At 33.1% G+C, this 25,126-nt stretch carries 21 protein-coding genes and 1 tRNA gene; 14 read left to right on the top strand and 8 right to left on the bottom strand.

The window, feature by feature from the left end:
• The first annotated feature begins 325 nt into the window (after positions 1-325).
• The 3 genes from metE to CIGNP91_RS02590 all read left to right on the top strand — a co-directional run bounded on the left by metE (position 326) and on the right by CIGNP91_RS02590 (position 4,213).
• Entirely contained in the window at positions 326-2,587 is a 2,262-nt protein-coding gene (gene metE, locus CIGNP91_RS02580) for a 5-methyltetrahydropteroyltriglutamate--homocysteine S-methyltransferase (protein WP_086253292.1), read from the top strand.
• A gap of 52 nt (positions 2,588-2,639) precedes the next feature.
• On the top strand, positions 2,640-3,590 hold the full coding sequence (locus CIGNP91_RS02585; protein ID WP_141081094.1) for a methylenetetrahydrofolate reductase: 951 nt from the start codon (positions 2,640-2,642) through the stop codon (positions 3,588-3,590).
• A 344-nt stretch (positions 3,591-3,934) separates the two neighbouring features.
• Positions 3,935-4,213 carry a hypothetical protein gene (locus tag CIGNP91_RS02590; protein WP_086227028.1) on the top strand — a complete coding sequence of 93 codons (279 nt, stop codon included), beginning with the start codon at positions 3,935-3,937 and terminating at the stop codon, positions 4,211-4,213.
• 148 nt (positions 4,214-4,361) lie between these two features.
• On the opposite strand, the gene glnA is transcribed toward CIGNP91_RS02590, so the two are convergent.
• The 3 genes from glnA to CIGNP91_RS02610 all read right to left on the bottom strand — a co-directional run bounded on the left by glnA (position 4,362) and on the right by CIGNP91_RS02610 (position 6,818).
• Positions 4,362-5,789, bottom strand: coding sequence for a type I glutamate--ammonia ligase (gene glnA / locus CIGNP91_RS02600; RefSeq protein ID WP_086227029.1), 1,428 nt, complete (start codon positions 5,787-5,789; stop codon positions 4,362-4,364).
• Between the two features lie 87 nt (positions 5,790-5,876).
• Positions 5,877-6,656: a histidinol-phosphatase gene (locus CIGNP91_RS02605; RefSeq protein ID WP_086253293.1), complete on the bottom strand. Its 780-nt coding sequence runs from the start codon at positions 6,654-6,656 to the stop codon at positions 5,877-5,879.
• A gap of 85 nt (positions 6,657-6,741) precedes the next feature.
• A tRNA-Arg gene (locus CIGNP91_RS02610) sits at positions 6,742-6,818 on the bottom strand.
• Between the two features lie 158 nt (positions 6,819-6,976).
• On the opposite strand from CIGNP91_RS02610, the gene CIGNP91_RS02615 reads away from it, so the two are divergent.
• From CIGNP91_RS02615 to CIGNP91_RS02655, 9 genes are read left to right on the top strand one after another with little or no spacing between them, the layout of a single operon-like run.
• Complete coding sequence (locus CIGNP91_RS02615; protein ID WP_086253294.1) at positions 6,977-7,714, top strand: chemotaxis protein; 738 nt, start codon at positions 6,977-6,979, stop codon at positions 7,712-7,714.
• On the top strand, positions 7,711-8,982 hold the full coding sequence (locus CIGNP91_RS02620) for a peptidase U32 family protein (RefSeq protein ID WP_086253295.1): 1,272 nt from the start codon (positions 7,711-7,713) through the stop codon (positions 8,980-8,982). Before CIGNP91_RS02615 ends, CIGNP91_RS02620 begins: the two co-directional genes overlap by 4 nt.
• A complete protein-coding gene (purE, locus tag CIGNP91_RS02625; protein ID WP_086224519.1) occupies positions 8,983-9,489 on the top strand; it encodes a 5-(carboxyamino)imidazole ribonucleotide mutase in 507 nt (168 codons plus the stop codon).
• Positions 9,486-9,971 carry a DUF3972 domain-containing protein gene (locus tag CIGNP91_RS02630; protein ID WP_086224518.1) on the top strand — a complete coding sequence of 162 codons (486 nt, stop codon included), beginning with the start codon at positions 9,486-9,488 and terminating at the stop codon, positions 9,969-9,971. Before purE ends, CIGNP91_RS02630 begins: the two co-directional genes overlap by 4 nt.
• Positions 9,968-10,822, top strand: a complete 855-nt coding sequence (gene glyQ / locus CIGNP91_RS02635; protein ID WP_086229008.1) for a glycine--tRNA ligase subunit alpha — start codon at positions 9,968-9,970, stop codon at positions 10,820-10,822. The genes CIGNP91_RS02630 and glyQ overlap by 4 nt, the downstream gene beginning before the upstream one ends.
• Entirely contained in the window at positions 10,823-11,548 is a 726-nt protein-coding gene (locus CIGNP91_RS02640; RefSeq protein WP_086253296.1) for a Nif3-like dinuclear metal center hexameric protein, read from the top strand. It abuts the gene before it with no gap.
• A 13-nt stretch (positions 11,549-11,561) separates the two neighbouring features.
• Entirely contained in the window at positions 11,562-12,275 is a 714-nt protein-coding gene (locus CIGNP91_RS02645; protein WP_086233190.1) for a zinc ribbon domain-containing protein, read from the top strand.
• Positions 12,272-13,387 (top strand): lipid IV(A) 3-deoxy-D-manno-octulosonic acid transferase, encoded by a 1,116-nt coding sequence (waaA, locus tag CIGNP91_RS02650; protein WP_086253297.1) that lies wholly within the window; start codon positions 12,272-12,274, stop codon positions 13,385-13,387. The genes CIGNP91_RS02645 and waaA overlap by 4 nt, the downstream gene beginning before the upstream one ends.
• Before the next feature lie 2 nt (positions 13,388-13,389).
• Complete coding sequence (locus tag CIGNP91_RS02655; protein ID WP_179187352.1) at positions 13,390-14,154, top strand: pseudouridine synthase family protein; 765 nt, start codon at positions 13,390-13,392, stop codon at positions 14,152-14,154.
• Positions 14,155-14,298: 144 nt separating this feature from the next.
• Here CIGNP91_RS02655 and tgt read toward each other — a convergent pair whose 3' ends face one another.
• The 5 genes from tgt to hsdR form a co-directional block, all read right to left on the bottom strand.
• The gene (gene tgt / locus CIGNP91_RS02660) at positions 14,299-15,426 is read right to left on the bottom strand and encodes a tRNA guanosine(34) transglycosylase Tgt (protein WP_086253298.1); all 1,128 of its coding nucleotides are present in this window, start codon (positions 15,424-15,426) and stop codon (positions 14,299-14,301) included.
• Positions 15,427-15,717: 291 nt separating this feature from the next.
• Positions 15,718-17,298, bottom strand: coding sequence for a restriction endonuclease subunit S (locus tag CIGNP91_RS02665; RefSeq protein ID WP_180383202.1), 1,581 nt, complete (start codon positions 17,296-17,298; stop codon positions 15,718-15,720).
• Positions 17,299-17,429: 131 nt separating this feature from the next.
• Entirely contained in the window at positions 17,430-18,560 is a 1,131-nt protein-coding gene (locus CIGNP91_RS02670; RefSeq protein ID WP_086252460.1) for a Fic family protein, read from the bottom strand.
• 8 nt (positions 18,561-18,568) lie between these two features.
• Positions 18,569-20,059: a type I restriction-modification system subunit M gene (locus tag CIGNP91_RS02675; RefSeq protein WP_086253300.1), complete on the bottom strand. Its 1,491-nt coding sequence runs from the start codon at positions 20,057-20,059 to the stop codon at positions 18,569-18,571.
• A gap of 88 nt (positions 20,060-20,147) precedes the next feature.
• Positions 20,148-22,601, bottom strand: coding sequence for an EcoAI/FtnUII family type I restriction enzme subunit R (gene hsdR, locus CIGNP91_RS02680; RefSeq protein WP_201790878.1), 2,454 nt, complete (start codon positions 22,599-22,601; stop codon positions 20,148-20,150).
• Between the two features lie 344 nt (positions 22,602-22,945).
• Between hsdR and CIGNP91_RS02685 the strand changes: the two genes are divergently transcribed.
• Both CIGNP91_RS02685 and CIGNP91_RS02690 read left to right on the top strand, forming a co-directional pair.
• The gene (locus CIGNP91_RS02685) at positions 22,946-24,367 is read left to right on the top strand and encodes a COG3400 family protein (RefSeq protein WP_086253302.1); all 1,422 of its coding nucleotides are present in this window, start codon (positions 22,946-22,948) and stop codon (positions 24,365-24,367) included.
• Positions 24,368-24,376: 9 nt separating this feature from the next.
• Positions 24,377-25,123 (top strand): SDR family oxidoreductase, encoded by a 747-nt coding sequence (locus tag CIGNP91_RS02690; protein ID WP_086253303.1) that lies wholly within the window; start codon positions 24,377-24,379, stop codon positions 25,121-25,123.
• Positions 25,124-25,126 lie beyond the last annotated feature (3 nt).

Genomic DNA, 25,126 nt, shown 5'->3' on the forward strand with positions numbered 1-25,126 from the left:
CTATGAGCTGTCCCATGTGTGCTTGCTTACCGTGCTATTTCTAAAGCTTTAAATAGTGATAAATTTACATTTTTAGCTAGATTACAGCTTTCATTTGTTAATGCTATATCCTATTTGGCTTTTGTGGTCACTTTTCCAGTGCATTGCAATTGTATATTTAAGCGAAAAACACGTATAACTCTATTAAAGCTAAAAAATTTCTATTGTAGTGATTTTAGTCAATTTTATAGATTTCATGGACTTCAACCGCCACTTGTTTTGTTTGAAATGTGCCATTCATACAGCCAGATCAAATAAATTTAAAAATATATAAAAGGATAATAAAATGTCAAAAAGTTTCGTAACAGGATTTCCAAGAATTGGCGAGCAAAGAGAGCTTAAATTTGCTCTTGAGAGTTTTTGGGCTGGTAAAACTAGCTTTGGTGAAGTAGAAAAAGTAGCTACTGAGTTAAAAAAACGCCATTGGAATTATCAAATAGACGCAAAAGTAGATTTAATTAGCGTAAATGATTTTTCATATTATGATTTAATGCTTGATAATATTGTAGCTTTTGGTGCGATTCCTCCACGCTTTGCTGGACTTAGCGGCTATGATTTATACTTCTCAATGGCTAGAGGGAATGCAAATAGCGTAGCTATGGAGATGACAAAATGGTTTAACACAAACTATCATTATATAGTTCCTGAACTTAGTCGTGATGTTAAATTTAATCTAGATAGCAGCAAGATTGTTGCTGAATATAAAGAGGCAAAAGAAGCTGGTGTAGAAAATGCAAAAATAAATTTAATTGGCCCTATAACATTCTTAGCTCTTAGTAAAACAACAGATGGTAGCAATGCGCTTGATCATTTAGATGCTTTAAGTAGTGAGTATGTAAAGCTAATTGCTGAACTTTCAAAGCTTGATAATGAGATTATTATTCAAATAGATGAACCAATATTTGTAACAGATAGAGCAGCTGAGTTAGCTAGCAAAATTGTACCTATCTATGACACGCTTGCAAGTGTTGCAGATAATGTTAAAATCATATTTATGACATATTTTGAGCATGCAAATGAAGCTGTAGCTCAAGTAGTAAAGAGTAAAATTTGGGCTATAGGTTTGGATTTTGTCCATGCAGCTTGTCAAGAAGAGGCTCTAAAACTACTATCAAATAGCGATAAAGTGCTTTTTGCTGGATTAATAGATGGTAGAAATGTATGGGTAAGCAATCTAGATGCTAAAGCTGAAATTGTAAATAAAATCAAAGCATTTATCCCAGATGAACGCCTATATATTGGTACTTCATGCTCACTTTTACATGTGCCATATACTTTAAAATATGAAGAAAATTTAAGTATAAAAGAGTGGTTAGCATTTGCTGTTGAAAAGCTTACAGAGCTTAGACTTCTTAAAAAATTGGTAAATGGTGGTGATTTTTGTGAGATTGGTAGCTCATTGATTGAGGCTAATCGCTCGGCAATTGCTTCAAGAAAAACTTCAGAGTTAATCAATGATATAAATGTTCAAAATAGAGTAAAATCTCTAACTAAATTTGATAGAGATACAGCATATGAAGAGCGTATTAAAATCCAAAAAGCCGCCTTTAATCTACCTGATCTTCCAACTACAACAATTGGTAGCTTCCCACAAACTCCAGAGCTTAGACAAGTCCGCAACGCATATAAAAAATCTCTAATCACAAAAGAGTCATATGAGAGTGAGATTAAAAAATATATTGATGATTGTATCAAATTCCAAGAAGAGTGCGGATTGGATGTATTAGTCCATGGTGAGCCTGAGAGAAATGATATGGTTGAGTACTTTGGTGAGCAATTAAAAGGCTACGCATTTAGTGCTAATGGTTGGGTTCAAAGCTATGGTAGTAGATGCGTTAAGCCACCACTTCTATTTGGCGATGTAAGCCGCCCAGCACCTATGACAGTTGATTGGATTACATATGCTCAAAGTCGCACATCAAAAATAATGAAAGGTATGCTAACAGGCCCTGTAACTATACTTAACTGGAGCTTTGTAAGAGATGATAAACCAAGAAGTGAAATTGCTAAAGAGCTTGCACTTTGTATATATGATGAGATAGATGACTTGCAAAAAGCCGGTATTAAAATAATCCAAGTTGATGAAGCAGCATTTAAAGAGGGATATCCACTTCGTAAAGAAAATATCCCAGCATATGAAAAATTCGCAGTTGATTGTTTTAAGCTAAGCGTTTGTGCTGCTAATGCTTTTACTCAAATTCACACACATATGTGCTATTCTGAATTTAATGATATCATCAAAACTATTGAAGCAATGGATGCCGATGTAATTAGCATTGAAACAGCTAGAAGTGGTAATGAACTTCTAAAAATCTTTAAATCTGTAGGCTATAAACAAGAAGTAGGGCCAGGTGTCTATGACATCCATAGTCCTAGAATTCCTACGGTTGAAGAGATTGCTGCACAGATCAATGCCTTATTAGAAGTTTTACCTAAATCTCAACTATGGATTAATCCAGATTGTGGGCTAAAAACTCGCAAATGGCCAGAGGTAAAACCAAGCCTAGAAAATATGGTAAAAGCAGTCAAAATCATTCGTATGAGTTAATTTATTTATAGAGCTAACTTCGGTTGGCTCTCTTAAGTAAATTTGGAGTCATATGCTAAAAACTAAAATAAAGCAAGGTAAATCCGGAATTGTTCTATATGGTCTTACACCGCCTAAGATTAGCTTAAGTCATGATGAGGCTAAAGAGATAGCACTTAGACAACTTAGTAGGCTTGATGGTATAAAGATAGATGGTCTTGTAGTATACGACCTTCAAGATGAGAGTAATCGCAACTCTAGCAATAGAACATTTGAATTTGTCCGTACGATAAAACCTGAAATTTATGCTAAAGATTATCTGCAAAATCGATATGAAGCTGTAATTTATAAGGCTATAGGCAACTATAATGAGGCTGAATTTAAAGAGTTTTTACAAACTCATAGCGATGCAATTAGTGTATTTGTGGGGGCTAGTTCGGCTATTGATACGCCAAAGCTTAGTCTAAATGATGCATATAAGATGAAAAAAGAGATCGCTAACGATCTAACACTTGGTGGCATATGCATTCCTGAGAGACACACTAAAAAACACGATGAAGATTTGCGTGTGGCATCTAAGCGTGTTAAGGGTTGTGAGTTTTTTATCACACAGGCTGTTTATGATATTGAAACAGCTAAGAAATTTTTAGATGATTTTGCCGCCTTAGGAATCAAAAATACTCCAATTATATTCACATTTACACCGTGTGGTAATATAAAGACTTTTGAATTTATGCAGTGGCTTGGTATTTCAGTTAGCGAGTTATCACGACATAGGATTTTTGATAGTGATGATGCACTAGAGAGCTCAGTCAAGCTTAGCCTTGATATGTTTGAGTTTTTATATAAATATGGCTTAGCTAAGGGCATAAGTGTAGGGGCAAATATTGAGAGCATTTCTACTAGAAAGGTTGAGATCGATGCTTCGATTGGGTTATTAAAAGGGATAATTGCAATTATAGAAAACCATTCATTAGAAAATACAAAGAGTAAAATTCAAAGCGCTTCTAAATTTGATGAATAAATAATTTTTTTAAGATAGATATTATATAAAATCATTTAAATTTATTGGATGATTTTATATAATCTAATATTAATATTTAGTTTTGATGTTGTCTCATATTATAAGCTATTATGTAAAGAAGTATTTAATCTAATAAAAATAGCTTAAACTTTAATTTTAGCGATGTTTGAGAGTATTTTTAGCAAAATCAAAATAATAGCTTTTGTTTTACATTTTTTACATTCTTTTTTTATAAATTTTGCAAACTTTAAAAAAATATTTAAATGTTGATTAAACGGCTTTTAATTTTTTTAATTCTCTTAATAATAAGATATATTATTAAAAAATTTATTAAGGAATTTATAATGAAAATAGAAGTTGAAAAAGGTGATTTATCATATGCAAATGATATAAACATGACTTTAGTATTTCCAGAGAGTTTTACTGCTTCGGACTTTAATATGTTTTTTACTTCGATAAAAGCTTATAGAAATAAACAAATATCGTCATTAGAAGTAAATAAAACAGCTAAAGAATTTTTAGCTTTAGTAGATACTTATATTTTAATCTACATGAATTTTGTGGTATTAAAAGCAAGTATTCAAAATCTGTTTTTAGAATACTTATTCAGTTTAAAAATGTAAAATCAAATTTTAAAAGTAAAAAAGAATTAACCTTGACTAAAAAACAATTTAGAAATTTATTATCTATTCCAATTAATTTTCTTAAAAGTAGTCAGATTTTAAAGTTATAGTATAAAATCACCCTTGAGCTTTGCCCAAGGGTGGTATGTTAGCAAGAATATACAGTTTTAAACTCAAACGGAGTAGGGCGTTGCTCATATGGCCATACTTGAGTCTCAAATTTATAGTGTTGATAAGTCTCTATAAAGTGATCTGTCATTATAGCGCTTAAGTATTTATTATCACGGATTACAGCTTCTAGACTTCCTCTTAGTGTATGAGGTAGCTGCTCAATTCCACGCTCTCTAATTTCATCAAGAGTTAGCTCAAATAGATCCTCATCCATTGGCCCTACTGGCTCAATTTTGTTTTTGATACCATCAAGTCCTGCCATTAACATAGCTGCAAATGCTAGATATGGACAAGCGGTGCTATCAGGAAATCTAAACTCAGCTCTTACACTTTTTTCTCCTGATCCATAAGGAATTCTACAACTAGCACTTCTATTTTGGCAAGAGTATGTAAGAATGCTTGGTGCTTCAAAGCCAGGAATTAATCTTTTGTAGCTATTTGTGCTTGGATTAGTAAATGCAGCTACGCTTCTGGCATGTCTTAATACGCCACCGATATACCATCTAGCCATATCGCTTAAATTTGCGTATGTTCCAGCTTTATAGAATAGATTTTTGCCATCTTTCCATATACTTTGATGGACATGCATGCCACTACCATTGTCGCCATATAGAGGTTTTGGCATAAATGTAGCCGTTTTGCCATTTAAGTGAGCTACCATTTTGACTATATATTTATAAATTTGCACATTATCAGCAGCTTCTACTAATGTTCCAAATTTCACACCGATTTCGCCTTGGCCTTGAGCGACTTCATGATGAACAACAAAGGTTTCAAGACCAACTTGCTCCAATACATTTACCATCTCAGCTCTTAAATCCACCATTGAGTCAATCGGCTGAACTGGATAGTATCCACCTTGCGCTCTTGGGCGGTGGCCGCTATTATAACCATCTTTATAGTCTTTAGCATCATTCCATTCGCCTTCTTCGGTATCTACTTCATACATTGCGCAGTTTTGTTTGTCTATAATTCTGACATTATCAAAGACAAAAAACTCATTTTCAGGCCCGAAATACGCTACATCACCGATTCCGCTCTCTTTTAAGTGCTGCATAGCCTTTTTAGCAATTGAGCGAGGGCACTTCTCATATAGATCATTTTTATAAATATCATAAACATCGCATATCACAATGATAGTTGTATCAGCAGTAAATGGATCTAAAAACGCAGTCTCAACATCAGGTATAAGCATCATATCTGATTTATGTATAGGCTGCCACGCATCAATCGAGCTACCATCAAATGGAATCCCATTAAAAGAATCTTTATTAATTGCTTTTATATTATATGATACATGGTGCCATGTTCCTTTGAGATCAGTAAAGCGAAAATCTACAAATTTAACTTCATTTTCATCACAATATTCAAAAAATTCATCAACGCTATTAACAAATCTACCCATAGGCAAACTCCTTAAAAATTAAAATTTTGAAATTATAGCATAAAATATCAATTTTAATTTTAAATTTATATTGAAATTCATACTATTTTAAATTTTTATCATCTTTTTATCACGATTTTGATATATCGCAACCTCATTATAGCCAAATTTTTTAGCTTTTTGTATAGTTTTATCCATATTTAAACCAACTTGCTCTACAGAGTGCGCATCGCTTGAAAGAGTGATATCAATCCCCATTTGAGCCATCATCTCTAATATCTCATCTCCGGGATAAATTTCGCCTACTGGCTTGCGAAGACCAGCACTATTTAGTTCTACTGTCATACCTCTTTTTTTGATCTCATTTAAAGCATCTTTAGCGATAATTCTTATATCTGTTTTTGGCTTATAGTTAAATACCTTGATAAGATCAATATGACCAACAATATCAAATTTGCCAAATTTTGCCATCATTTTAATAGCGTCAAAATAATCAATATAAATTTGATCAATATCTCTATTTTTATACTCTCCAATAAACTCAGGATTATCAAATCCCCAACCATTTAAAAAATGTACCGAACCAATTAGATAATCTACATTAGCATTTAAGACTCTATCATCTATAAATCCAGGTAAATAATCAACCTCATAACCAAATAATATCTCCATTTTGCCTTTGAATTCAGCCTTAAGCATCTCAATTGCCTCTTTATAGTCATCCATATCCTTAAAGCTCATTCTATATTTTTGGTCAAAATTCATTGGTGCATGGTCGCTAAATCCATAAAATTTACACCCTTGATTAAAAGCAGCTTTGGCATAGTCTATTGGAGTACCTGTTGCGTGATTGCATAGTGGAGTATGATTGTGTAGATCTACGATCATGAAAAAATCCTTAAAAAATACAAAATTAATAGAAGAATTATATAAAATAAAAGATTAAATTTAAATTGAATCAATGATTAAATAGTGGTGCGCCCTAGAGAATTCGAATCTCTGACCTTTTGAACCGCAATCAAATGCTCTATCCAGCTGAGCTAAGAGCGCACTAAATTAAGTTAAGAATCGGAATTATACAAAATGATTCCTTAAAGTTAGCAAAATTTAAAAATATTTTTTGAAATATTAAATGATTTTTTGTAATGTAAAGCAAAATTTATCTAAATTTAGATACAATCACGCAATTACGTTCCTAAGGAGATCTTATGACACAAGAAGAATTAGATGCTTTAATGGCTGAAGATTTAAGCGATTTAACTAGCAGTGTAGATAATACAGATACAGATAATGTAAGCGATACTAGTCTTGATGAGCCAGATTTAACCGAAGATGCTGATGCTGTGGTTCAAAATAGCGGCCATGTCGTTACGCACGATAATTATAGAGTAAGTTCAATAAGTGCGTGGCCACCACCACCACCGACAGATGATCATAAAGTCGTTAATCAACTAGATGATGTTACAAAGGATTCTGAAAAAAAAGCCACTGAGATGTTTGATAAGCTTGAAACTATTAGTGGATTTTGTCTAGATGCAGAAAACACATCAAATGATGCTAAAACTTGCATTGCAAGAAATATAGAGGTTTTTGAAATTTTGCATGAAAAATTTCCAAATGTTCAAACATTTAGCGAACTTTTAGAGCTTAATAAAAATCTAGACAATAAAATAGATAATATTATAAGCAATGTTCAAATGGGACAAGATGAAATTATGATGACGATGGATATGATGCAATATCAAGATATCCACCGCCAAAAAATAGAAAGAGTTATCAATGTAATGCGTGCGCTAAGTAAATATATGAATAGCCTATTTGAAGGTAAAATTGATGATGAAAAACGTGTTGGTTCAGCTATGCATATTGAGGGCGATACAACAACTGAAGATGTTGTAAGTAATGCTGATATAGAAGCTTTAATCAACTCATTGGGTAAAAAGTGAAAAAGCCAGAACTTTTAAGCCCAGCTGGAAATTTAACCAAACTTCAAATTGCTCTAGCTTATGGCGCAGATGCTGTGTATGCAAGTGTGGGTAATTTCTCTTTGCGTCAAAGAAGTGCAAAGGAATTTGATCTTGAGAGTTTTGAAGAGGGCGTGAGATTAGCACACGAAAATGGTGCTAAATTTTATGCTACGGTAAATGGTTTTCCATATAATACTCAGCTTGATAACCTTAAAAAACATATCAAAACAATTAGCAAATTTGGCGTTGATGCCTTTATAATCGCTACGCCTGGGGTTATGAAACTTGCTAAAGAGATCGCTCCAAATATAGAGATACATCTATCTACTCAAGCAAATGTAATGAATTATCTAGATGCTCAAATTTACCATGATATGGGTGCTAGTAGAATAGTAGCAGCTCGTGAGATGAGCTTAAAAGATGCTGTATTAATTAAAGAGATGATTCCAAGCCTAGAATTAGAGATATTTTGTCATGGCTCGATGTGTTTTGCATATTCAGGTAGATGTCTAGTCTCAGCAGTACAAAGCGGTAGATTAAGTAATCGTGGAAGTTGTGCTAATGATTGTAGATTTAACTATGAATTATATGCTAAAAGTCCTGAAAATGGAGCTTTATTTCGTTTAGAAGAGGATGAGCATGGTACGCATATAATGAATTCCAAAGATCTAAATTTAAGTAAGCATATAGAGCGAATTCTTCAAACCGGCGCTGTAGATAGCCTAAAAATTGAAGGTCGAACAAAAAGCGAATACTACGCAGCTTGCGCTACCAAGGCTTATAGAATGGCTATTGATGATGCAATTGCTGGTAAATTTAATCCAGAAATTTATGCTGCAGAGTTAAATACACTTAAAAATCGTGGATTTAGCGATGGTTATCTTATTCATAAACCATATGAGAGAGATGACACGCAAAACCATACTACTAGTATAGAAGAGGGTACGCATCAAGTTCATGCTATTAGTCTAGATGGTAAAAGTTTTAAGACTAAATTTAAAATTGATACAAAGCATGAGTATGAGATTTTTGCTCCTGTAAATGCAGTGATAGATAGTGTAGAAAATGAGCTTGGTGCCATCTATAAAAAAGATGATAATAAGTATTATGTTAAATTTAAAAAGCTAATAAGTACTAAAGGTAAGGAATTTGATGAAATTCATAGCGGAAATGAAAACGAGATCAATCTCCCTGCAAACTTGCCAGAATTTAGCTTTTTGCGTAAAGAGATTATAGAAGGAGAGTAGATGAAATTTGTAAGCATTATAATGGGTAGCAAAAGCGACTACGAGATTGTAAGCGAAACGGCTAAAATCTTAGAAGAATTTGATGTAAAATATGAGATGATTATCAGTTCAGCTCACAGAAGCCCAACTAGAACTCATCAATATGTCCAAGATGCCGATGCTAGAGGCGCAGCAGTATTTATCTGTGCAGCGGGTATGGCAGCTCATTTAGCCGGTGCAGTTGCTGCTTATAGTCTAAAGCCAGTGATTGGTGTGCCAATGGGAGGTTCAGCAGTAAATGGCGTAGATGCGCTATATTCAACTGTTCAAATGCCAGCTGGTATGCCAGTAGCAACTCTAGCAATTGGCAAGGCTGGAGCTAAAAATGCAGCATATTTAGCAATGCAAATTTTAGCTCTAAGTGATGAAAATTTGGCTTTAAAACTAAAAGAAGATAGAGAAAAACAGGCCAAATCACTTGAAATGGATTCTAAAAAAATCGAAGTTTTATTAGGTGGTGCTAAATGAAAACATATCTAGCCATTGATGAGTTTTGTCAGCTAGTACATCTAAAGCGTGAAGTTGTTGATGGTATGATTGAGCGTGGTGCATTAAATACAAAAATAGATAATGATGTAATATATATAGAGGCTAACGAAGGCACAATGAGTGTTGTACCAGCGCACAATGGTGAGATAGTTGCTAGTACCGAGCAACATACTTTACCAGGTGAGAGCTTTGTCGAAAAGACAATTGGAACGATTTTAAATTTACACGAAAAAGTCCTAGATGCTAAAGATGAAACATTAGATGTGCTTAGAAATGAAAATCAATTTTTAAAAGAAGCGCTTTATTCTATGCAAGAGTTATATGATGAGGATAGAAAGACGGTTGAGACGCTTACTACTCAGCTTAAAAATGCTCAAGAAGAGGTTGAATTTTTAAAGCGTAAATATAAGTTGATGTGGAATAAGGCCATAGAGAATTTTAATAATAAAGGAAATTCATGACATTTAGTCAGATAATTTTAACCTTGCAACAATACTGGAATGAGCAAGGCTGTATTGTCGTTCAACCATACGATATGCCAGCTGGCGCTGGAACCTATCACCAAGCAACATTTTTACGTTCATTAGGTGATAAACCATGGAATGTAGCCTATGTAGCTCCATCTCGCCGTCCAACAGATGGTAGATATGGTGAGAATCCAAATAGACTTGGAAGCTACTATCAGTTTCAAGTAATAATGAAACCAAGTCCAAAAAATATTCAAGAGCTATATTTAAAAAGCCTTGAAAGACTTGGCCTTGATCTTAAAAAGCATGATATAAGATTTGTAGAAGACAACTGGGAGAGCCCAACTCTTGGCGCATGGGGTCTAGGCTGGGAAGTTTGGTTAGATGGTATGGAAGTAACTCAATTTACATATTTTCAACAAGTCGGCGGAATTCCGTGCGAATTAATAAGCGCTGAAGTAACATATGGAATTGAGAGATTGGCTATGTATCTACAAGATAAAGATAGCGTATATGATATCATATGGGATGATCATGATGGCAATGTAGTAACATATGGCGATGTGCATAAACAAGGTGAATTTGAATTTAGCAAATATAACTTTGAAATTGCTGATACTGCTAAACTCTTTGCATGGTTTGAGTCTTACTCTAATGAGTGTAAGGCGATTTTAGAGCATGGATTAGCACTTCCAGCATATGATTATTGTATGCTTGCAGCGCATACATTTAATGTACTTGATGCACGTGGAGCAATTAGCGTTACACAAAGGCAAGACTATATTTTAAAAATTAGAGAACTAGCTAAAGGCTGCGCATTAGCTTATAAAGAGAGTTTAAAATAGGTGAAAATATCTGAAATTTATGCTATGCTTGATAGCATAGCGCCATTTGATTTACAAGAGAGTTGGGATAATTCTGGACTTATAATAGGTAGTATGAATGATGAGTTTAATAGTATTACTTTAAGTCTTGATTTAGATAGTTCACTTATAGCTCAGGCTAAGCCTAGAACACTTTTTATAACACATCATCCGTTAATTTTTAAAGGTTTAAAAAGGATTAATAGCAGTGAATATCCAGCAAATTTAATCAAAGATATGATTAAAAAGGATATTAGCTTAATCTCTATGCATACTAATTATGATAAAGTGGCTTTGAATAAATTTGTATTAAGTGAGGTTTTAGGCTATAAAAATTATGAACAAGATAGTGAATTTGTGTTTAAATTTGAGGTAAATAAGAGCTTTGAAGAGTTTGTAACTGATATAAAATCCAAATTAAATTTAACTACTATAAGAGTAGTTAAAGGATGTGATTTTATCAAAACAGCAGCCATTTGTACTGGAAGTGGAAGTGAGCTAATTGGTAGTTTTAAAGCCGATTGTTTTTTAAGCGGAGATTTTAAATATCATACAGCACTTCAATCTTATGAAAATTCACTTAGTTTGATTGATATTAATCATTTTGAAAGTGAGCGGTATTTTGGGGAGTCTTTGGCGCTAAACTTGCAAAAGTTTAAAGTTTTTGCTACAATCACAAATTCAATAAACCCATTTGAATATAGATAACCAAAGGAAATCAATGAATAAGTATTTACAACAACTTGTGAATTTATCACAAATCGACCAAAAAATAGATAATTACGCACCAAGAATTGAGAGTATTAATAGAAATTTACAACTTAAAAAAGATGAAATAACAACTATAGATGAAAATATAGAAAAAGTTGATACAGAAATATCAGAGTTAAAGGCACAAATTGCTAATACAAATTCTCATATTAATGAATTTAATGCCAAAATCAAAGATATTAGCAAAAAATCTTCAGCTGTCAAAAGCGAAAAAGAGATAAAAGCTCTAAATTTAGAAGAAGACCTAGCTAAAGATCAACTTGAAGCAGCTAATGAAGAGATTGGCAGACTTGAGAGAATAATAGATAGTAAAAATGAGTTAAAAACTGAACTAGAACAGAAAAAATCTAATGCTCAAAGTGCATTAGATAGCTTAAATAGCGAAGTAGCTGATGAGTTAAAAGCTATTGAAAATGAAAGAAGCAAGATTTATGATCAAAAAGAGAAATTACTAGCTGATATGAATCAAAAAGTACTTACATTTTATGAAAAAATTCGTAAATGGGCAAAAAATACAGCAGTTGTACCAGTTAGAAAGCAGGCGTGTTATGGTTGCTTTATGAAAATTAATGATAAAACATATGCTAATATTATTAAAAGTGAAGATATCACAACTTGTCCACATTGTGGTAGAATCTTATATAAAGAGACTATTGAGGAGTGATTTATACTCTATTTACGGCACTTTTGCTCGGAATTTGCTCGCCGTTTTTATGGCTTTTAAGTTTTAAGCAAAAGTTTGTCCGTAGCCTTAGGGCTAGATTTTTCTTATATCGCAATCCAAAGCCTAAATTTGCTAAATACCATTTTCATGCTTGTAGCTTTGGTGAGGCTTGTGCTATTGAGCCTTTAGTAAAAGAGTTAAAAGATTGTAGAGTAAGTGTAATTACCCAAACTGGATTTGATAAGGCTAAGGGATATGCAGATTGTAGGTTTTTACCATTTGAGTGCTTTTTGCCTTTTTGGTTAAGCAGATCAGATGTTTTAATAGTTTTTGAAGCAGAATTATGGCTAAATTTATTTAGAGTAGCTAAATCAAACGGCTCTAAAACTATACTTTTAAATGCTAGAATTAGTGATAAAAGTTATAAAAATTATTTAAGATTTAAATTTTATTATAAATGGCTTTTTAAATATGTTGATTTAGTTTTAGCACAAAGCCAGACAGATAAAGATCGTTTAATAAACCTAGGGGCTAAAAATATCAAAGTCGTAGGAAATATCAAATCAGCCAATCTACCAAAGCCATCAAAGCAATATAAAAAACCAGATAAAAGAGTGATAATAATAGCTAGTTCACATGAAAATGAAGAGAAAAATCTATTAGCTAATCTAATTCTTAAGGATAATGACCAGCTTTTTATAGTTCCGCGTCATCCTGAGAGATTTAATAGCGTTTATAATATTATTAAAGATAGTATTAAAAATATAAGCTTTGAGAGATTTAGTGATAATATGGGGTTAAATTCGCAGATTATTCTTGTAGATACTCTTGGGGAGCTGGTTAATTTATATGCAATTGCTGATATTGTCGTGCTTTGTGGTAGTTTTGAAAAGGGCATTGGAGGGCATAATCCTATAGAGGCAGCTCAATTTAAATGCAAAATTTTAAGCGGAGAGTATATCCATAATCAAAAAGATTTATATAAAGCAGTAAGCGGGATTGAGTTTTGTTCATATGATAATGTGTGGCAAAAGATAAATTCAAATTTAAAAAACACAAAAATTATAAATATGTGCGATATGGATAAGATAATAAAAGAGATAAAAGGATAAATATGCAAAAGGCTTATAAACTTCTAGCAATTCAAGAGGGCATTTCAAACAACGAAGCCAAGGAGTTAATAGACGCTGGACTAGTAAGCGTAGGCGGCCAAAGGCTTGTGCTTGCTAGAGGACTTTTAAAAGAGAGTGCTAAATTTAAGATAACAAAACTAGCCAAACCAGTGAAAATTTTTGAAGATGAAAATATAATAGCAATCAACAAACCGCCTTTTATCACGAGTGAAAAGATCGCTGAAATATTTAAATTTCCACTTTTAAATCGTCTAGATAAAGAGACTAGTGGAGTGATTTTGCTATATAAAAATGAAGATTTTCAACAGCGTGCTATTAAAGAATTTGCACAAAATAGGGTAGGTAAAACCTATCTTGCAGTTGTTAAAGGTATAGTTTGTGAAAGCTTTACTATAAACCAGCCACTAACAACTATAAAAACAAAATCTGGAGCCTTTAGCAAAATCGATCTAAAAAGTGGCAAAACAGCTATCACGCATATCACTCCAGTAGCAGTCGAAGGTAAAAAATCACTACTAAAAATAGATATAGAAACTGGTAGAACTCATCAGATTAGAGTGCATTTAGCAAGTAGTGGATTTGGCATTGTCGGAGATGAAAAATATGCCAAAAGTAGCTCAAAAAGACTATATCTACATAGCTTAAGAACTAAGATTTTTGATTATGAGTTTTATGCTCAGCCTGATAGTGGATTTTTTGATCAAGGATTTGAGCAAATTGATAAAAATATTTTAAAAAATTTATAAGATTATATAAAATACCGCATTTTGTATATCTTACATTGCATAGATTTAAATTTAAAACTATTAAATTTAAATCTATTTTATTAAGTTTTTAAAAGCTATAAAAAGTATTAAAATTTTTAGTGATACTCTAATTATAGTCTTTAGCTATTTAGTTAAAGCCCTTTTAGCATAAAATTCCATCTTAAACTCTATAAACTTATCAGCCAAGATAGCCTCTCTCATCTCTTTCATTAAATTTAAATAGTAGTGTAGATTATGTAAGCTTGCCAATCTAAAAAATGTAAGCTCTTTAGCCTTATATAGATGGTTTAAATATCCACGGCTATATCGTTTGCAAGTGTAGCACCCGCACTCATTATCTATTGGTTCATGATCGTTTATAAATGCTGCTGCTTTGATATTTAACTTACCAAAGCTAGTAAATAGCGTCCCATTTCTAGCATTTCTTGTAGGCATCACACAATCAAACATATCAACCCCACGACTAACATTTTCTACTAAATCCTCTGGGGTACCAACGCCCATTAGATATCTTGGGCGATTTGGATCGATATATGGCATTACACCTTCAACTGTATCATACATCTGCTCGTTTGATTCCCCCACGCTTAGCCCACCTATAGCAAGACCATCAAAATCCATATCGCACAAGGCCATAGCACACTCTTTTCTAGCGTTATAGTCAGTCCCACCTTGTATTATTCCAAAGAGATTTTGATTAACTCCAACTCCATTTGCTTTTTGATTTTTATGATAAATTTCAGCCTCTTTGGCCCATTTTATCGTGCGTTTTAGGCTTAGCTCTATGCGTTCTTTTGTCGCTGGTAGCGCTACTAAATCATCTAAAATCATCATAATATCACTACCCAAATCATACTGAGTATCTAAAACGCTTTTTGGTGTGAAGTAGTGAAGGCTACCATCTATATGGCTTTTAAATTTAATCCCATTTTCATCTGGTTTAGAGCGGTGCGATAGAGAAAAAGCTTGAAATCCACCACTATCAGTAAGAAAATTCCCATTAAATCTACTAAACCCATGAAGTCCGCCAAATCCCCTTATAACCTTACTTCCGGGGCGTAAATAGAGATGATAGGTATTAGCTAAAATTATCTTAGCTTTTAAAATTTCACCCATATCAATCGCATCAAGACTCTTAATCGCCCCAAGTGTGCCAACAGGCATAAATACTGGAGTTTGTACAACTCCGTGAGCCATCTTAATAGTACAAGCTCTGGCGTTTTGGCTTATTTTATCTATCTTAAATTCCATATAAATCCTTATTAAATCGGCGTAATTTTAGCAAAATCTTGCTTAGAATTTAGAATAATTAAACTGATTTAAAAAGCAAAACACAAGGTATTAAGATATATAATATTAAATCGCTTTATCAATATAATAAATTTAGAATATGCAAAATTTCTTATAGTTTTGAGTTTAAAAGTCTCATATAAAATATACTTTAAGTTTAAAGCAGAAGTTAGCTATAAAAAGGCTTTTAGATTATATTATTCTCTTTAAATATCTAAAATTGCTTTTCTTATTCTTTCATCAAAACTCATTTTATCCACCCAACTTTTCACATAAAGGCAACATCTGTTCTATTATTTCTACAATCTTTTCTTGCTCGGCAAGTGGTGGGAGTGGAAATAGCATTTCTTTTATTTTATTAATACTTACACCACCAATTATTCCATTAATATTATCTTTAAATGCATCTATAAAAACTGTACTTTGCAGAAAATAGAATAAAAACTTTTCAACTTCATATTTATATGGATTAAAACAACAAAGTTTATTTCCAAAACATACATCTTGATTTGTAAAAGCAATTTTTCTTCCAGCGCTACCACCTTCAATACACATTAAAACTGTATTTTTAGGTGCAATGCGAAAAGTGTCTTTTTCAAAAGGAATTTTTATACCATTATCGTAGTTTATTGTTTGATCAAATCCCACATCTTTTGTTCCAATATAAACCCAACCATCTTTTATATTTGTATATTTAAGTTTTTTTTCAGTTTCATTAATGCTATTACCTGTATAAAGATTGCAGAGATTTGATAATCTACACCAACACCAGCTTTTAGGAATTTCAAAGGGGATTTCATCTTCTGTAATTTCACTTGCGGCAATTGGAGCGGGCTTTTTGGCTTTTGGGTTTTTCTTCTTTGCTTCTTCCCAATCGGCTAGAAGTTTTGCGTTGCGTTCTTCTATAATTCTATCTAAAAGTTGTTTGCCACTTTCTTCTATTGTGGCAGTTTTTCGCCAAGATTCTGTGAGTTTGCCTTGTATTGCCTCTTGTAAAATGGCTTTTTTTACTTTGTCTGGAAGAGCGGTTTTTAATTCCTCTTTTTGGAGAACCGCATTTTCGTAAGCATCAACCAATGGCAGCACTTCTTCAAGTTTTGCAACAATGGCATTTTGCACGGCAAGTGGTGGGAGTGGGAATAAAAATTTAATTAAATCACCAGCAGCTAAATTTGGTTGTGCAGTTCCATTGTTAAATCTTTTTATTTCTTCATAAAAAAAACCAGAACATAAATAATAATAAAGATACTTTTTGTTAATTATTTCATTTGCTCTAAGAATTACTAATGAAGATGCAATTGCTCCAACTTCTAATGGATAAAAACAGAATTTACCTAATGAACCTCTTATACAAATTGCAAAATCTTCTTTTTGTAATTTTCCAGTCCGAAGTAAATCATATTGCTTTTGTGAAACATACAATAGATTATCTTTTCTCAATGTTGTATTTTCAAAATTTATTGCACTTACAAAAGGTATTTCTCCATTGGATGACAATTTTTCTTTTGATGGATAATTACTTCCTCTATCCCCATTAATAAATGTACCCAAATTTCCCAATCTACACCAACACCAGTTTTTAGGAATTTCAAAGGGGATTTCATCTTCTGTAATCTCACTTGCGACAATTGGAGTAGGCTTTTTGGCTTTTGAGTTTTTCTTTTTTGCTTCTTCCCAATCGGCTAGAAGTTTTGCGTTGCGTTCTTCTATAATTTTGTCTAAAAGCTCTTTGCCTGTTTTAGTTTCCCCTTTTACATTACTAATCAACTGGCCTGTTATGGCCGCTTGGAGAATTGCTTTTCTTAAATTTGTATCTTTTTTTATCTTTGCCAATTTAGTTTCCTTTTTTATGTTGCCAAATTCATCAAATTGGGTACATAATGTCATCAATATGTACCCAAAAACAATATTTTGGGTACATATACGAATGAGCATGTACCCAAAATCGTTAAATTGGGTACATATTACGATTTTACAGATTCAATAGTTTCAACTTCTGATACAACTTTTCCTTGATTTAGAAATAATTCAAATAAAGCATTATTAATATAATAATTAGATGATCCTTTTTTCATTTTTGTCAAAAGTTTTAAATCTACAATCATATCAAGATATTTTGCTGCCGTTTTGCGTTGAACATTCATATCCCGTTCAATAAATTCAATCTTTGTATACGGATGGAAAAATAAATTATTCAAAAGTTCATGTTTATATGTTTTTCCAAATACGGGTTTTAAGATTACTTTATATTGTGCCATTAATTGCGCAATACCATTTATTAAAATAATTGTTTCTTTAGAAGTAACTTCTATTCCTTTAAGAATAAACATAACCCAATTCTGCCAATCCTTGATATCTCCATCATTATCGCGGACAGCTTGAATCAATTTGTAATAATCGGCTTTATTACGAGTGATATAACGACTCAAATATAAAATTGGTAAATCCAAAAGTCTATTTTGTACTAAATATAAAACAGAAATAATACGCCCAGTTCTTCCGTTACCATCATAAAAAGGATGTATACTTTCAAATTGGTGATGTATTATTGCTAGTTTAATCAATGGATCTAAATCAGATAATTCAGAATTGTTAATAAATTGTTCAAGATTTGACATATAATGTTCAACTTCATCTCCTGTTTTTGGAGGAGCATAAACAATTTCTTGCTTAGAATTTTGTAATGTTACAGCACTTGTTCTAAACCCAGCTTTATTTTTTTCAAGCTTTTCTTGAATATTTTTAATAATGTTATTTGTAAGAAGCATATTTTCTTTTACTCTTGAAAAACCTTCAAGCATAGCTTCTCTATAATTCATAACCTCTTTTGCTGCATTGCTAACTGCATAATTACTTACAGAAAGATCTGCTTGAAAAATCTCATCATGGGTTGTTACTATATTTTCTACTTCGGAACTTTCCTTTGCTTCTTGTATAACAAGAGAATTAATCAAAACACCTTCATTTGGAATTGTATGAGCAACTCCTTTTAATTCTGCTAACGCTTTGTTTGCAAGATTAACTTGTTTGAGTATTTCTTTTGTTTCAAGGTCAATTCCAAGTGGTAATTTAGGAATAGTATAAGTCTTTGCCAATTTTTCTCCTATAATTCAATTCCAAGGATTTTAGTAATTTTTGCTAGTGTTACATTGATTTTTTCTTCTGCAGCTTCACTATGCTTTTTATAATTTATGATTGTCTCTTTTATGCTTAAGATTTCCTCTTCCTCGTGAGGATAACCGCAAAGGTCAAGGTTATAGCCACCTTCTATAAGCTCGTAAGAAGTAAAGCATTTTGCCTTTGGATTTCCTTCTTCATCGGCTATTTCTTTACGATTATTCCACCATGCAACACAATCATCAAAATCAGAAAGTTTCATCGGTTTAGTTTTAGAAAAGTGTTTAATTCCATCTGGTATATCTACACGATAAAACCATGTTTTACCGGTTGGTTCTTCATTGTTGAAAAAGAGAATATTTGTTGTAATGCTTGTATAAGGAGAAAAGACACTTTGTGGCAACCGCACCACGGTATGTAGATTATATTCTGTTAGCAGCTTCTTCTTGAGATTTATCTTTGCGTTATCATTGCCGAACAAAAATCCATCAGGAATAATTACAGCGGCACGACCATTTTTCTTTAGACGATACAAAATAACAGCTATAAAAAGATCTGCTGTTTCGCTTGATTTTAAATCAGCTGGAAAGTTTTGCTTGATGTCTTCTTTTTCGCTTCCGCCATAAGGTGGATTCATAAGAATTACATCAAATGCATCTTTTTCTGTGTAGTCCAAAAGTTTTTTTGTAAGTGAGTTATCGTGAAATACTTTTGGATTGTCAATTCCGTGAAGCAACATATTTGTTACGCAAAGCATATATGGGAATTGTTTTTTTTCGATTGCGTAAATTGAATTGTAAAGCTTTTCAGAATCTTCATTGCTGATTGATCCTTTTGCGTCTTTGATTGCCTCAAGTTCTTTTATCCAACTTGAAAGGAAGCCTCCTGTTCCACAGGCAAAATCAGCCATTGTTTCGCCAATTTGTGGTTTAATCATTTTTGCCATAAACTCTGTTACGGCACGTGGAGTGTAAAATTCACCCGCAGAACCTGCACTTTGAAGTTCTTTTAAAATAGTTTCATATATTTCGCCAAAGGCATGGGTTTCTTCGTAGCTTCCAAAATCAAGCTCATCAATAATATTGATAATCTGACGGAGAAGCACTCCATCTTTCATATAATTGTTTGCATCTTCAAAAGTTGTGCGCACAATACTTTGACGAATTGGTGTATCTGAATTTATTTCAAGTTTTCTTAATGTTGGGAAAAGTTCATTATTTACAAAATTCAAAAGCTGGTCTCCGGTAAGTCCATCATGTTGATTTTCTACATGAGCCCAATTTCTCCAGCGTAATTTTTGGGGAATTATAGATTCAAATTGTTCATCATCAAATTCCCAGTCTTCTTCTTTTGCGTCATAAACTTTTAAGAAAAGCATCCAGGTTATCTGTTCAATTCTCTGGGCATCACCATTGATACCGGCATCGTTCCGCATTACATCACGGACTCTTTTTACAAAACCACTTAAGTTGCTCATTTATTTATTCCTTTTATTTTGTCGCACGGATTTTTGATTTCCTTTTTTCAGATTTTGTGTTAGCAAAATCCAATCCGTGTGACACACCTTATGCTATTTTATATAATTCATTTTCTAATTCACGAAGAGCTGTTCTATACTCATCATTTCCCCCAAACAAGGCTGCAATCCGAGAAGGTTTCCCAAACTTTGTAAATGGACTCTGCTTGAGAATTTCGGTTGACTCAATGTCGTAAATGCCAAGTTGGGCATATTTATCCAGCAGCGCATTGATCACCTCTTTTGCAGCTTCTCCATATTTACCAAAAAGATCTCGCTTCTTTACCCTTTCTGCACGCTCACGACGAGTCAAGGGCTTTTGGTCAAATGCGATATGGCATATAAAATCAAAGTCATCCACATCCATCATATTTTGATCTTTTTTAATGAGTTCTAAATCTATACCACGCTCTTTAAGCATATTGCGGATGACTTCTTTCTTCTGCTCTTCATTCCAGGTCTGGATAAAATTTTCAAGGGTTTGATATGTTCCAAGAATACTTTCTTTTGTGTAATCTTCGATGCTTTCTTGCTTCAGAAGTTTGCCATCTGTATCGTAGATAGAAACTACTCTTTGTAGAACCTGTACAGTAACGCTGCCTTTTTTAACAAACTGAATTTCTTTCCTACCATTGTGGCTCCCCTTATCATCACTGCCATCTCCAAAATCACCCTCATATTCGCCTTCTGGCTGTGGATTTGGATTATAATCGTCATCTTGTTCAATCTCTCCATCCCATTCTGGGTCGGCAAACAAACGGCTTACACGGCGAAAATCCATTATTGTAAAATGAGTTTTTCCCTCATCATATCTAAGACGAGTTCCACGGCCAATTATCTGCTTAAACTCTGTCATTGAATTGATTAGCTCATCTAAAACGATGAGTTTTACCATTTTGCAGTCGCTTCCAGTAGAAAGAAGCTTTGATGTAGTTGCAATAACGGGATATGGCTGCGAAACTGAAATGAAATAATCCAGCTTTTCTTTTCCATATTTATCACTTCCAGTGATACGGACAACATACTGCTCTTTTACATTGCCCTGATTATCTTTTAGAATCATATCAGTATTTAAATTGTTCAGTGCAACTCGCATGCGTTCTGCGGCATCTTCTGTGGGACAAAATACAATTGTCTTGGACATACGGTCTGTTTCTTTTAAGAATTTTGTAATTTCTTGGGCAACTTCATCAATTCTATCTTGAATGATGATATTGTAATCATAGTCAGAAAGGTTGTATTCTCGGTCTTCGATTTCTACTCCGTTAATATCCTTTTGACCTTGTTTTGGTCTCCAGCCATCATCAATACTAGTCCGAACATGTATTACCTTGAATGGAGCAAGAAATCCATCTTCAATTCCTTGTTTAAGACTGTAGCTGTAAACAGGTTCTCCAAAATAATCGATGTTAGAAACATATTTTGTTTCCTTTGGTGTAGCTGTCATACCAATCTGTGTAGCACTGCTAAAATAATCAAGAATCTTTCGCCAGCGAGAATCAGCCTTTGCAGACCCACGATGGCACTCATCAACAATAATAAGATCAAAGAAATCTGGTTTGAAGAACTCTTTATATTTGGCAATTTCTGCTTCTATTTCAGCTTCTGTTTCTTCAACTTCCTCTCCTAGGTGCTTTGCGGAATCCAACTGTTGATAAAGGGCAAAATAGACCTGATATGCTGAAATTTTTGATTTATCTTCTTTTTGGAAATTGATTTTGTGGATTACTTTTTCTAAAGGCTTAAAGTCACCGTTAATAGTCTGATCTACGAGATTATTTCTATCAGCAAGATAGAGCACTTTCTTCTTTGCTCCAGACTCAAGAAGTCTCCATACAATCTGAAAAGCCGTATAGGTTTTTCCTGTTCCAGTTGCCATTACAATAAGAATTCGAGTTTGTTGTTGTGAAATTGCCGCAAGGGTTCTATTTACCGCATTTCGCTGATAATACCTAGGGGGATAACAATTTGAACCAGAATAGAAAGGCGTATTCAAAAGATTTTCTTCAAAACAAAGTGGAACATCATATGCTTTTGATTCTCCATCCATCACATATCGTTCTCGGTTTTCAACTTCTAGAATTTTTGTTGCATCAACACCTTTCCACCGGGCATAAAGTTCATCTGCAGTGGGAAACTCCAAAAGGGGAAATTCTTTTTCAAGCCCAGTTGTAAAATCGTGTTCAAAAAAGCTATCTCCGTTTGATGTATAGACAAAAGGAACATTCATCATAATTCCATAGGAAATGGCTTGTTGCATACCAAACGATGTCGAATGATTATTATCTTTAGCTTCTACAATCGCAAGTGGAGTCCCTTTATTATACCAAAGAACATAGTCACATCTTTTCCTTTTATCACGACTTGGCACATTTCCTTTAATAAGAACCTTCCCATCCGTGAAATTATTTACAGGAGCCGTCTCCATGGTGATTTTTTTAGTATCCCATTTTGCCGACAATGCTGGAGTAATAAATTGAAATTTAATATCTTCTTCTGTCATTTCCGATTTTGGTAATATGTGGTGAGTTTCCATACAATTATTCTTTCAATAATACAAATTATAAAAACATTATAACACATTTATAAGAATTTTACTAACTACGAAAAATCATAATATCTCAACTATTTATTATTAATATATTTTATACGATAATGGCAAAAACAATAATATCTCTATTTAAGAGTTTAATATTTCATACTTTTAAGTTATTATCGTATTTTTAATTTTATTTGACTTTGTTTAGCTTTATAATAATGAGTTAGGTACAGATATTTAAAATCCACATTTTATCTATTTTAAATTTCAATTATGATAATATAAGGCCATATTTTTATGGAGAATTGATGAAAAATATCTTGATTATTGCTGATGGAATTTTAGCCAAAAATTTCTTAGAGCGACTATTTAATAGCAAAAATAACGCCTTACACAACTACACAGTAATCACCTATAATGAAGAGACAATCCCTAGCTGGGATGTGAATTTTGAGAATTTTATATTTTATAACTTTGACCCAACTAGCCTTGGCAAGCTTAAACTACATTTAAAAACCGAATTTGAACAAGCTATGGTGATAATGCAAAATGAATTTGACATAATATGCGTTTGTGAAAATCTGCGTCAAATTTATCCAAATTTAGAGATAGATGTGCTGGATTTATGGGGTATGAGAAGGCATTTTAAGGGCGATAATCTAATATCTATAATTGATGCTAGAAAGATTCTAAGCTCTAGATTTATGGATTTCTTGCCTGATGTGCCAGTAATCGCTGATAATATCGGTCTTGGGCTAGGGGAGATTATGGAAGTTCAAGTCCCACATGGTAGTAGCTATGCTTACCGCCATGTAGGTAATATCCGTAAAAAACGCTGGAAAATTGCTATGATATATCGCAATGGAAGTTATACAATAGCTACTTCTAATACACTAATCTTGCCAAATGATACTTTGCTAGTAGTTGGAGAGCCTAGAATTTTAGAAAATGTATTCCGTGCGATTAAAAAAGAACCTGGTCAATTCCCAAATCCATTTGGCAATAATATCTATTTAGCCTTGGATATGAAGCTAATGAGCAATAACGATATAGAAAGATTGCTAAGCGATACATTAGAATTGCATAAAAAATTAAATAGCAAAAAGCTATATATAAAGGTAGTAAATCCAACTCTTAGCAAAATTTTTAGCGATATTAAAGAGCTTAGATCGGAGAGTATTTTTATCAAAATTGACTACTTTAGCACTACAATATCGATTCAAAAATCTAAAATGAATGAGCTTGATATCGGTCTAGTAGTTACTAATGGTAGAGCATTTAATCTATATAAAAAGGGCTATGAAGCTCTAAAAGTTCCTGTATTAAAAATAGGCACAAGTGGATTAAATAGTGTTAAAAGAGGTGTAATTTTAGGCGATAAAACCGATGCTGAGAGCAACTCTAGCGTAATTATGGATTGCTGTAAGCAGCTTGATTTTAGTATATATTTTTACCATTTTGATAACAAATTTGATGATGATAGCAAAGAGCTAAGGGAGCATTTTGAGAGCTTATCAAAAATCTTTGATAAAAAGGTAAATATCGTAAATGATGGCACAAATCCACTACTAAAGCTTAAAAATAATGAAAATATTTTACAATTTTTAAGCTTTAGTAGCAAGATTATGGATGGTAAATTTGGAGCGATTTTTTCTAAAGATATTAATCGTTTGCACTATGTTTTGGGTGATAGCTATCAACTATTTATCCCACAAAATGATAAAATTTAAGGATTAAAGATGAAAAATACAGCTTTTATAACTGGGGCTACATCTGGCTTTGGAGAAGCGATGGCTAGGGCTTTATCTAAAGATGGATATAAGCTAATACTACTTGGTCGCCGTCAAGATAGACTTGAAGCTTTAGCAAATGAGCTAAAAAATACACATATAATAGCTTGTGATATAAGGGATAAAAAAGCAGTGTTTGATGCCGTAGATAGTCTTCCAAGTGAGTTTAGAGATATTGAAATTTTGATTAATAATGCTGGGCTGGCTCTTGGGCTTGAGCGTGTAAATGAGGCTAGTTTAGATGATTTTGAGACTATGATAGATACGAATATCAAAGGGCTTTTATACGCTACTAAGGCTATTTTACCGATTATGACAAAGCGAAAAAGCGGATATATCTTTAATCTTGGCTCCGTGGCTGGTCAGTGGCCATATCCTGGCGGAAATGTCTATGGTGCTACTAAGGCCTTTGTAAAGCAGTTTAGCTTTAATCTTAGAAATGACTTAAAAGGCGATAATATACGAGTTACAGAGATCGCACCTGGCATTGCTAAGACTGAATTTAGCCTAGTAAGATATAAAGGCGATGAGCAAAAGAGCGATGCGGTATATGATGGAACTGAGTATTTAAAAGCAGATGATATCGCTCAAATCGTGCTTGATTGTATAAATTTACCAAAACATGTCAATATAAATAGCCTTGAAGTTATGCCGACAACGCAGAGTTGGGCTGGATTTTTCTTTGAAAAAGAGTAGGGT

The organism is Campylobacter sp. P091 (genome assembly GCF_002138935.1).
In the GTDB taxonomy this organism is placed as follows: domain Bacteria; phylum Campylobacterota; class Campylobacteria; order Campylobacterales; family Campylobacteraceae; genus Campylobacter; species Campylobacter devanensis.

Bases quoted from the DNA above. Each gene is read 5' to 3' on its own strand.
- metE (WP_086253292.1), top strand. From the start codon at position 326: ATGTCAAAAAGTTTCGTAACAGGATTTCCAAGAATTGGCGAGCAAAGA.
- CIGNP91_RS02585 (WP_141081094.1), top strand. From the start codon at position 2,640: ATGCTAAAAACTAAAATAAAGCAAGGTAAATCCGGAATTGTTCTATAT.
- CIGNP91_RS02590 (WP_086227028.1), top strand. From the start codon at position 3,935: ATGAAAATAGAAGTTGAAAAAGGTGATTTATCATATGCAAATGATATA.
- glnA (WP_086227029.1), bottom strand. From the start codon at position 5,789: ATGGGTAGATTTGTTAATAGCGTTGATGAATTTTTTGAATATTGTGAT.
- CIGNP91_RS02605 (WP_086253293.1), bottom strand. From the start codon at position 6,656: ATGATCGTAGATCTACACAATCATACTCCACTATGCAATCACGCAACA.
- CIGNP91_RS02615 (WP_086253294.1), top strand. From the start codon at position 6,977: ATGACACAAGAAGAATTAGATGCTTTAATGGCTGAAGATTTAAGCGAT.
- purE (WP_086224519.1), top strand. From the start codon at position 8,983: ATGAAATTTGTAAGCATTATAATGGGTAGCAAAAGCGACTACGAGATT.
- CIGNP91_RS02630 (WP_086224518.1), top strand. From the start codon at position 9,486: ATGAAAACATATCTAGCCATTGATGAGTTTTGTCAGCTAGTACATCTA.
- glyQ (WP_086229008.1), top strand. From the start codon at position 9,968: ATGACATTTAGTCAGATAATTTTAACCTTGCAACAATACTGGAATGAG.
- CIGNP91_RS02645 (WP_086233190.1), top strand. From the start codon at position 11,562: ATGAATAAGTATTTACAACAACTTGTGAATTTATCACAAATCGACCAA.
- CIGNP91_RS02655 (WP_179187352.1), top strand. From the start codon at position 13,390: ATGCAAAAGGCTTATAAACTTCTAGCAATTCAAGAGGGCATTTCAAAC.
- tgt (WP_086253298.1), bottom strand. From the start codon at position 15,426: ATGGAATTTAAGATAGATAAAATAAGCCAAAACGCCAGAGCTTGTACT.
- CIGNP91_RS02675 (WP_086253300.1), bottom strand. From the start codon at position 20,059: ATGAGCAACTTAAGTGGTTTTGTAAAAAGAGTCCGTGATGTAATGCGG.
- hsdR (WP_201790878.1), bottom strand. From the start codon at position 22,601: ATGACAGAAGAAGATATTAAATTTCAATTTATTACTCCAGCATTGTCG.
- CIGNP91_RS02685 (WP_086253302.1), top strand. From the start codon at position 22,946: ATGAAAAATATCTTGATTATTGCTGATGGAATTTTAGCCAAAAATTTC.
- CIGNP91_RS02690 (WP_086253303.1), top strand. From the start codon at position 24,377: ATGAAAAATACAGCTTTTATAACTGGGGCTACATCTGGCTTTGGAGAA.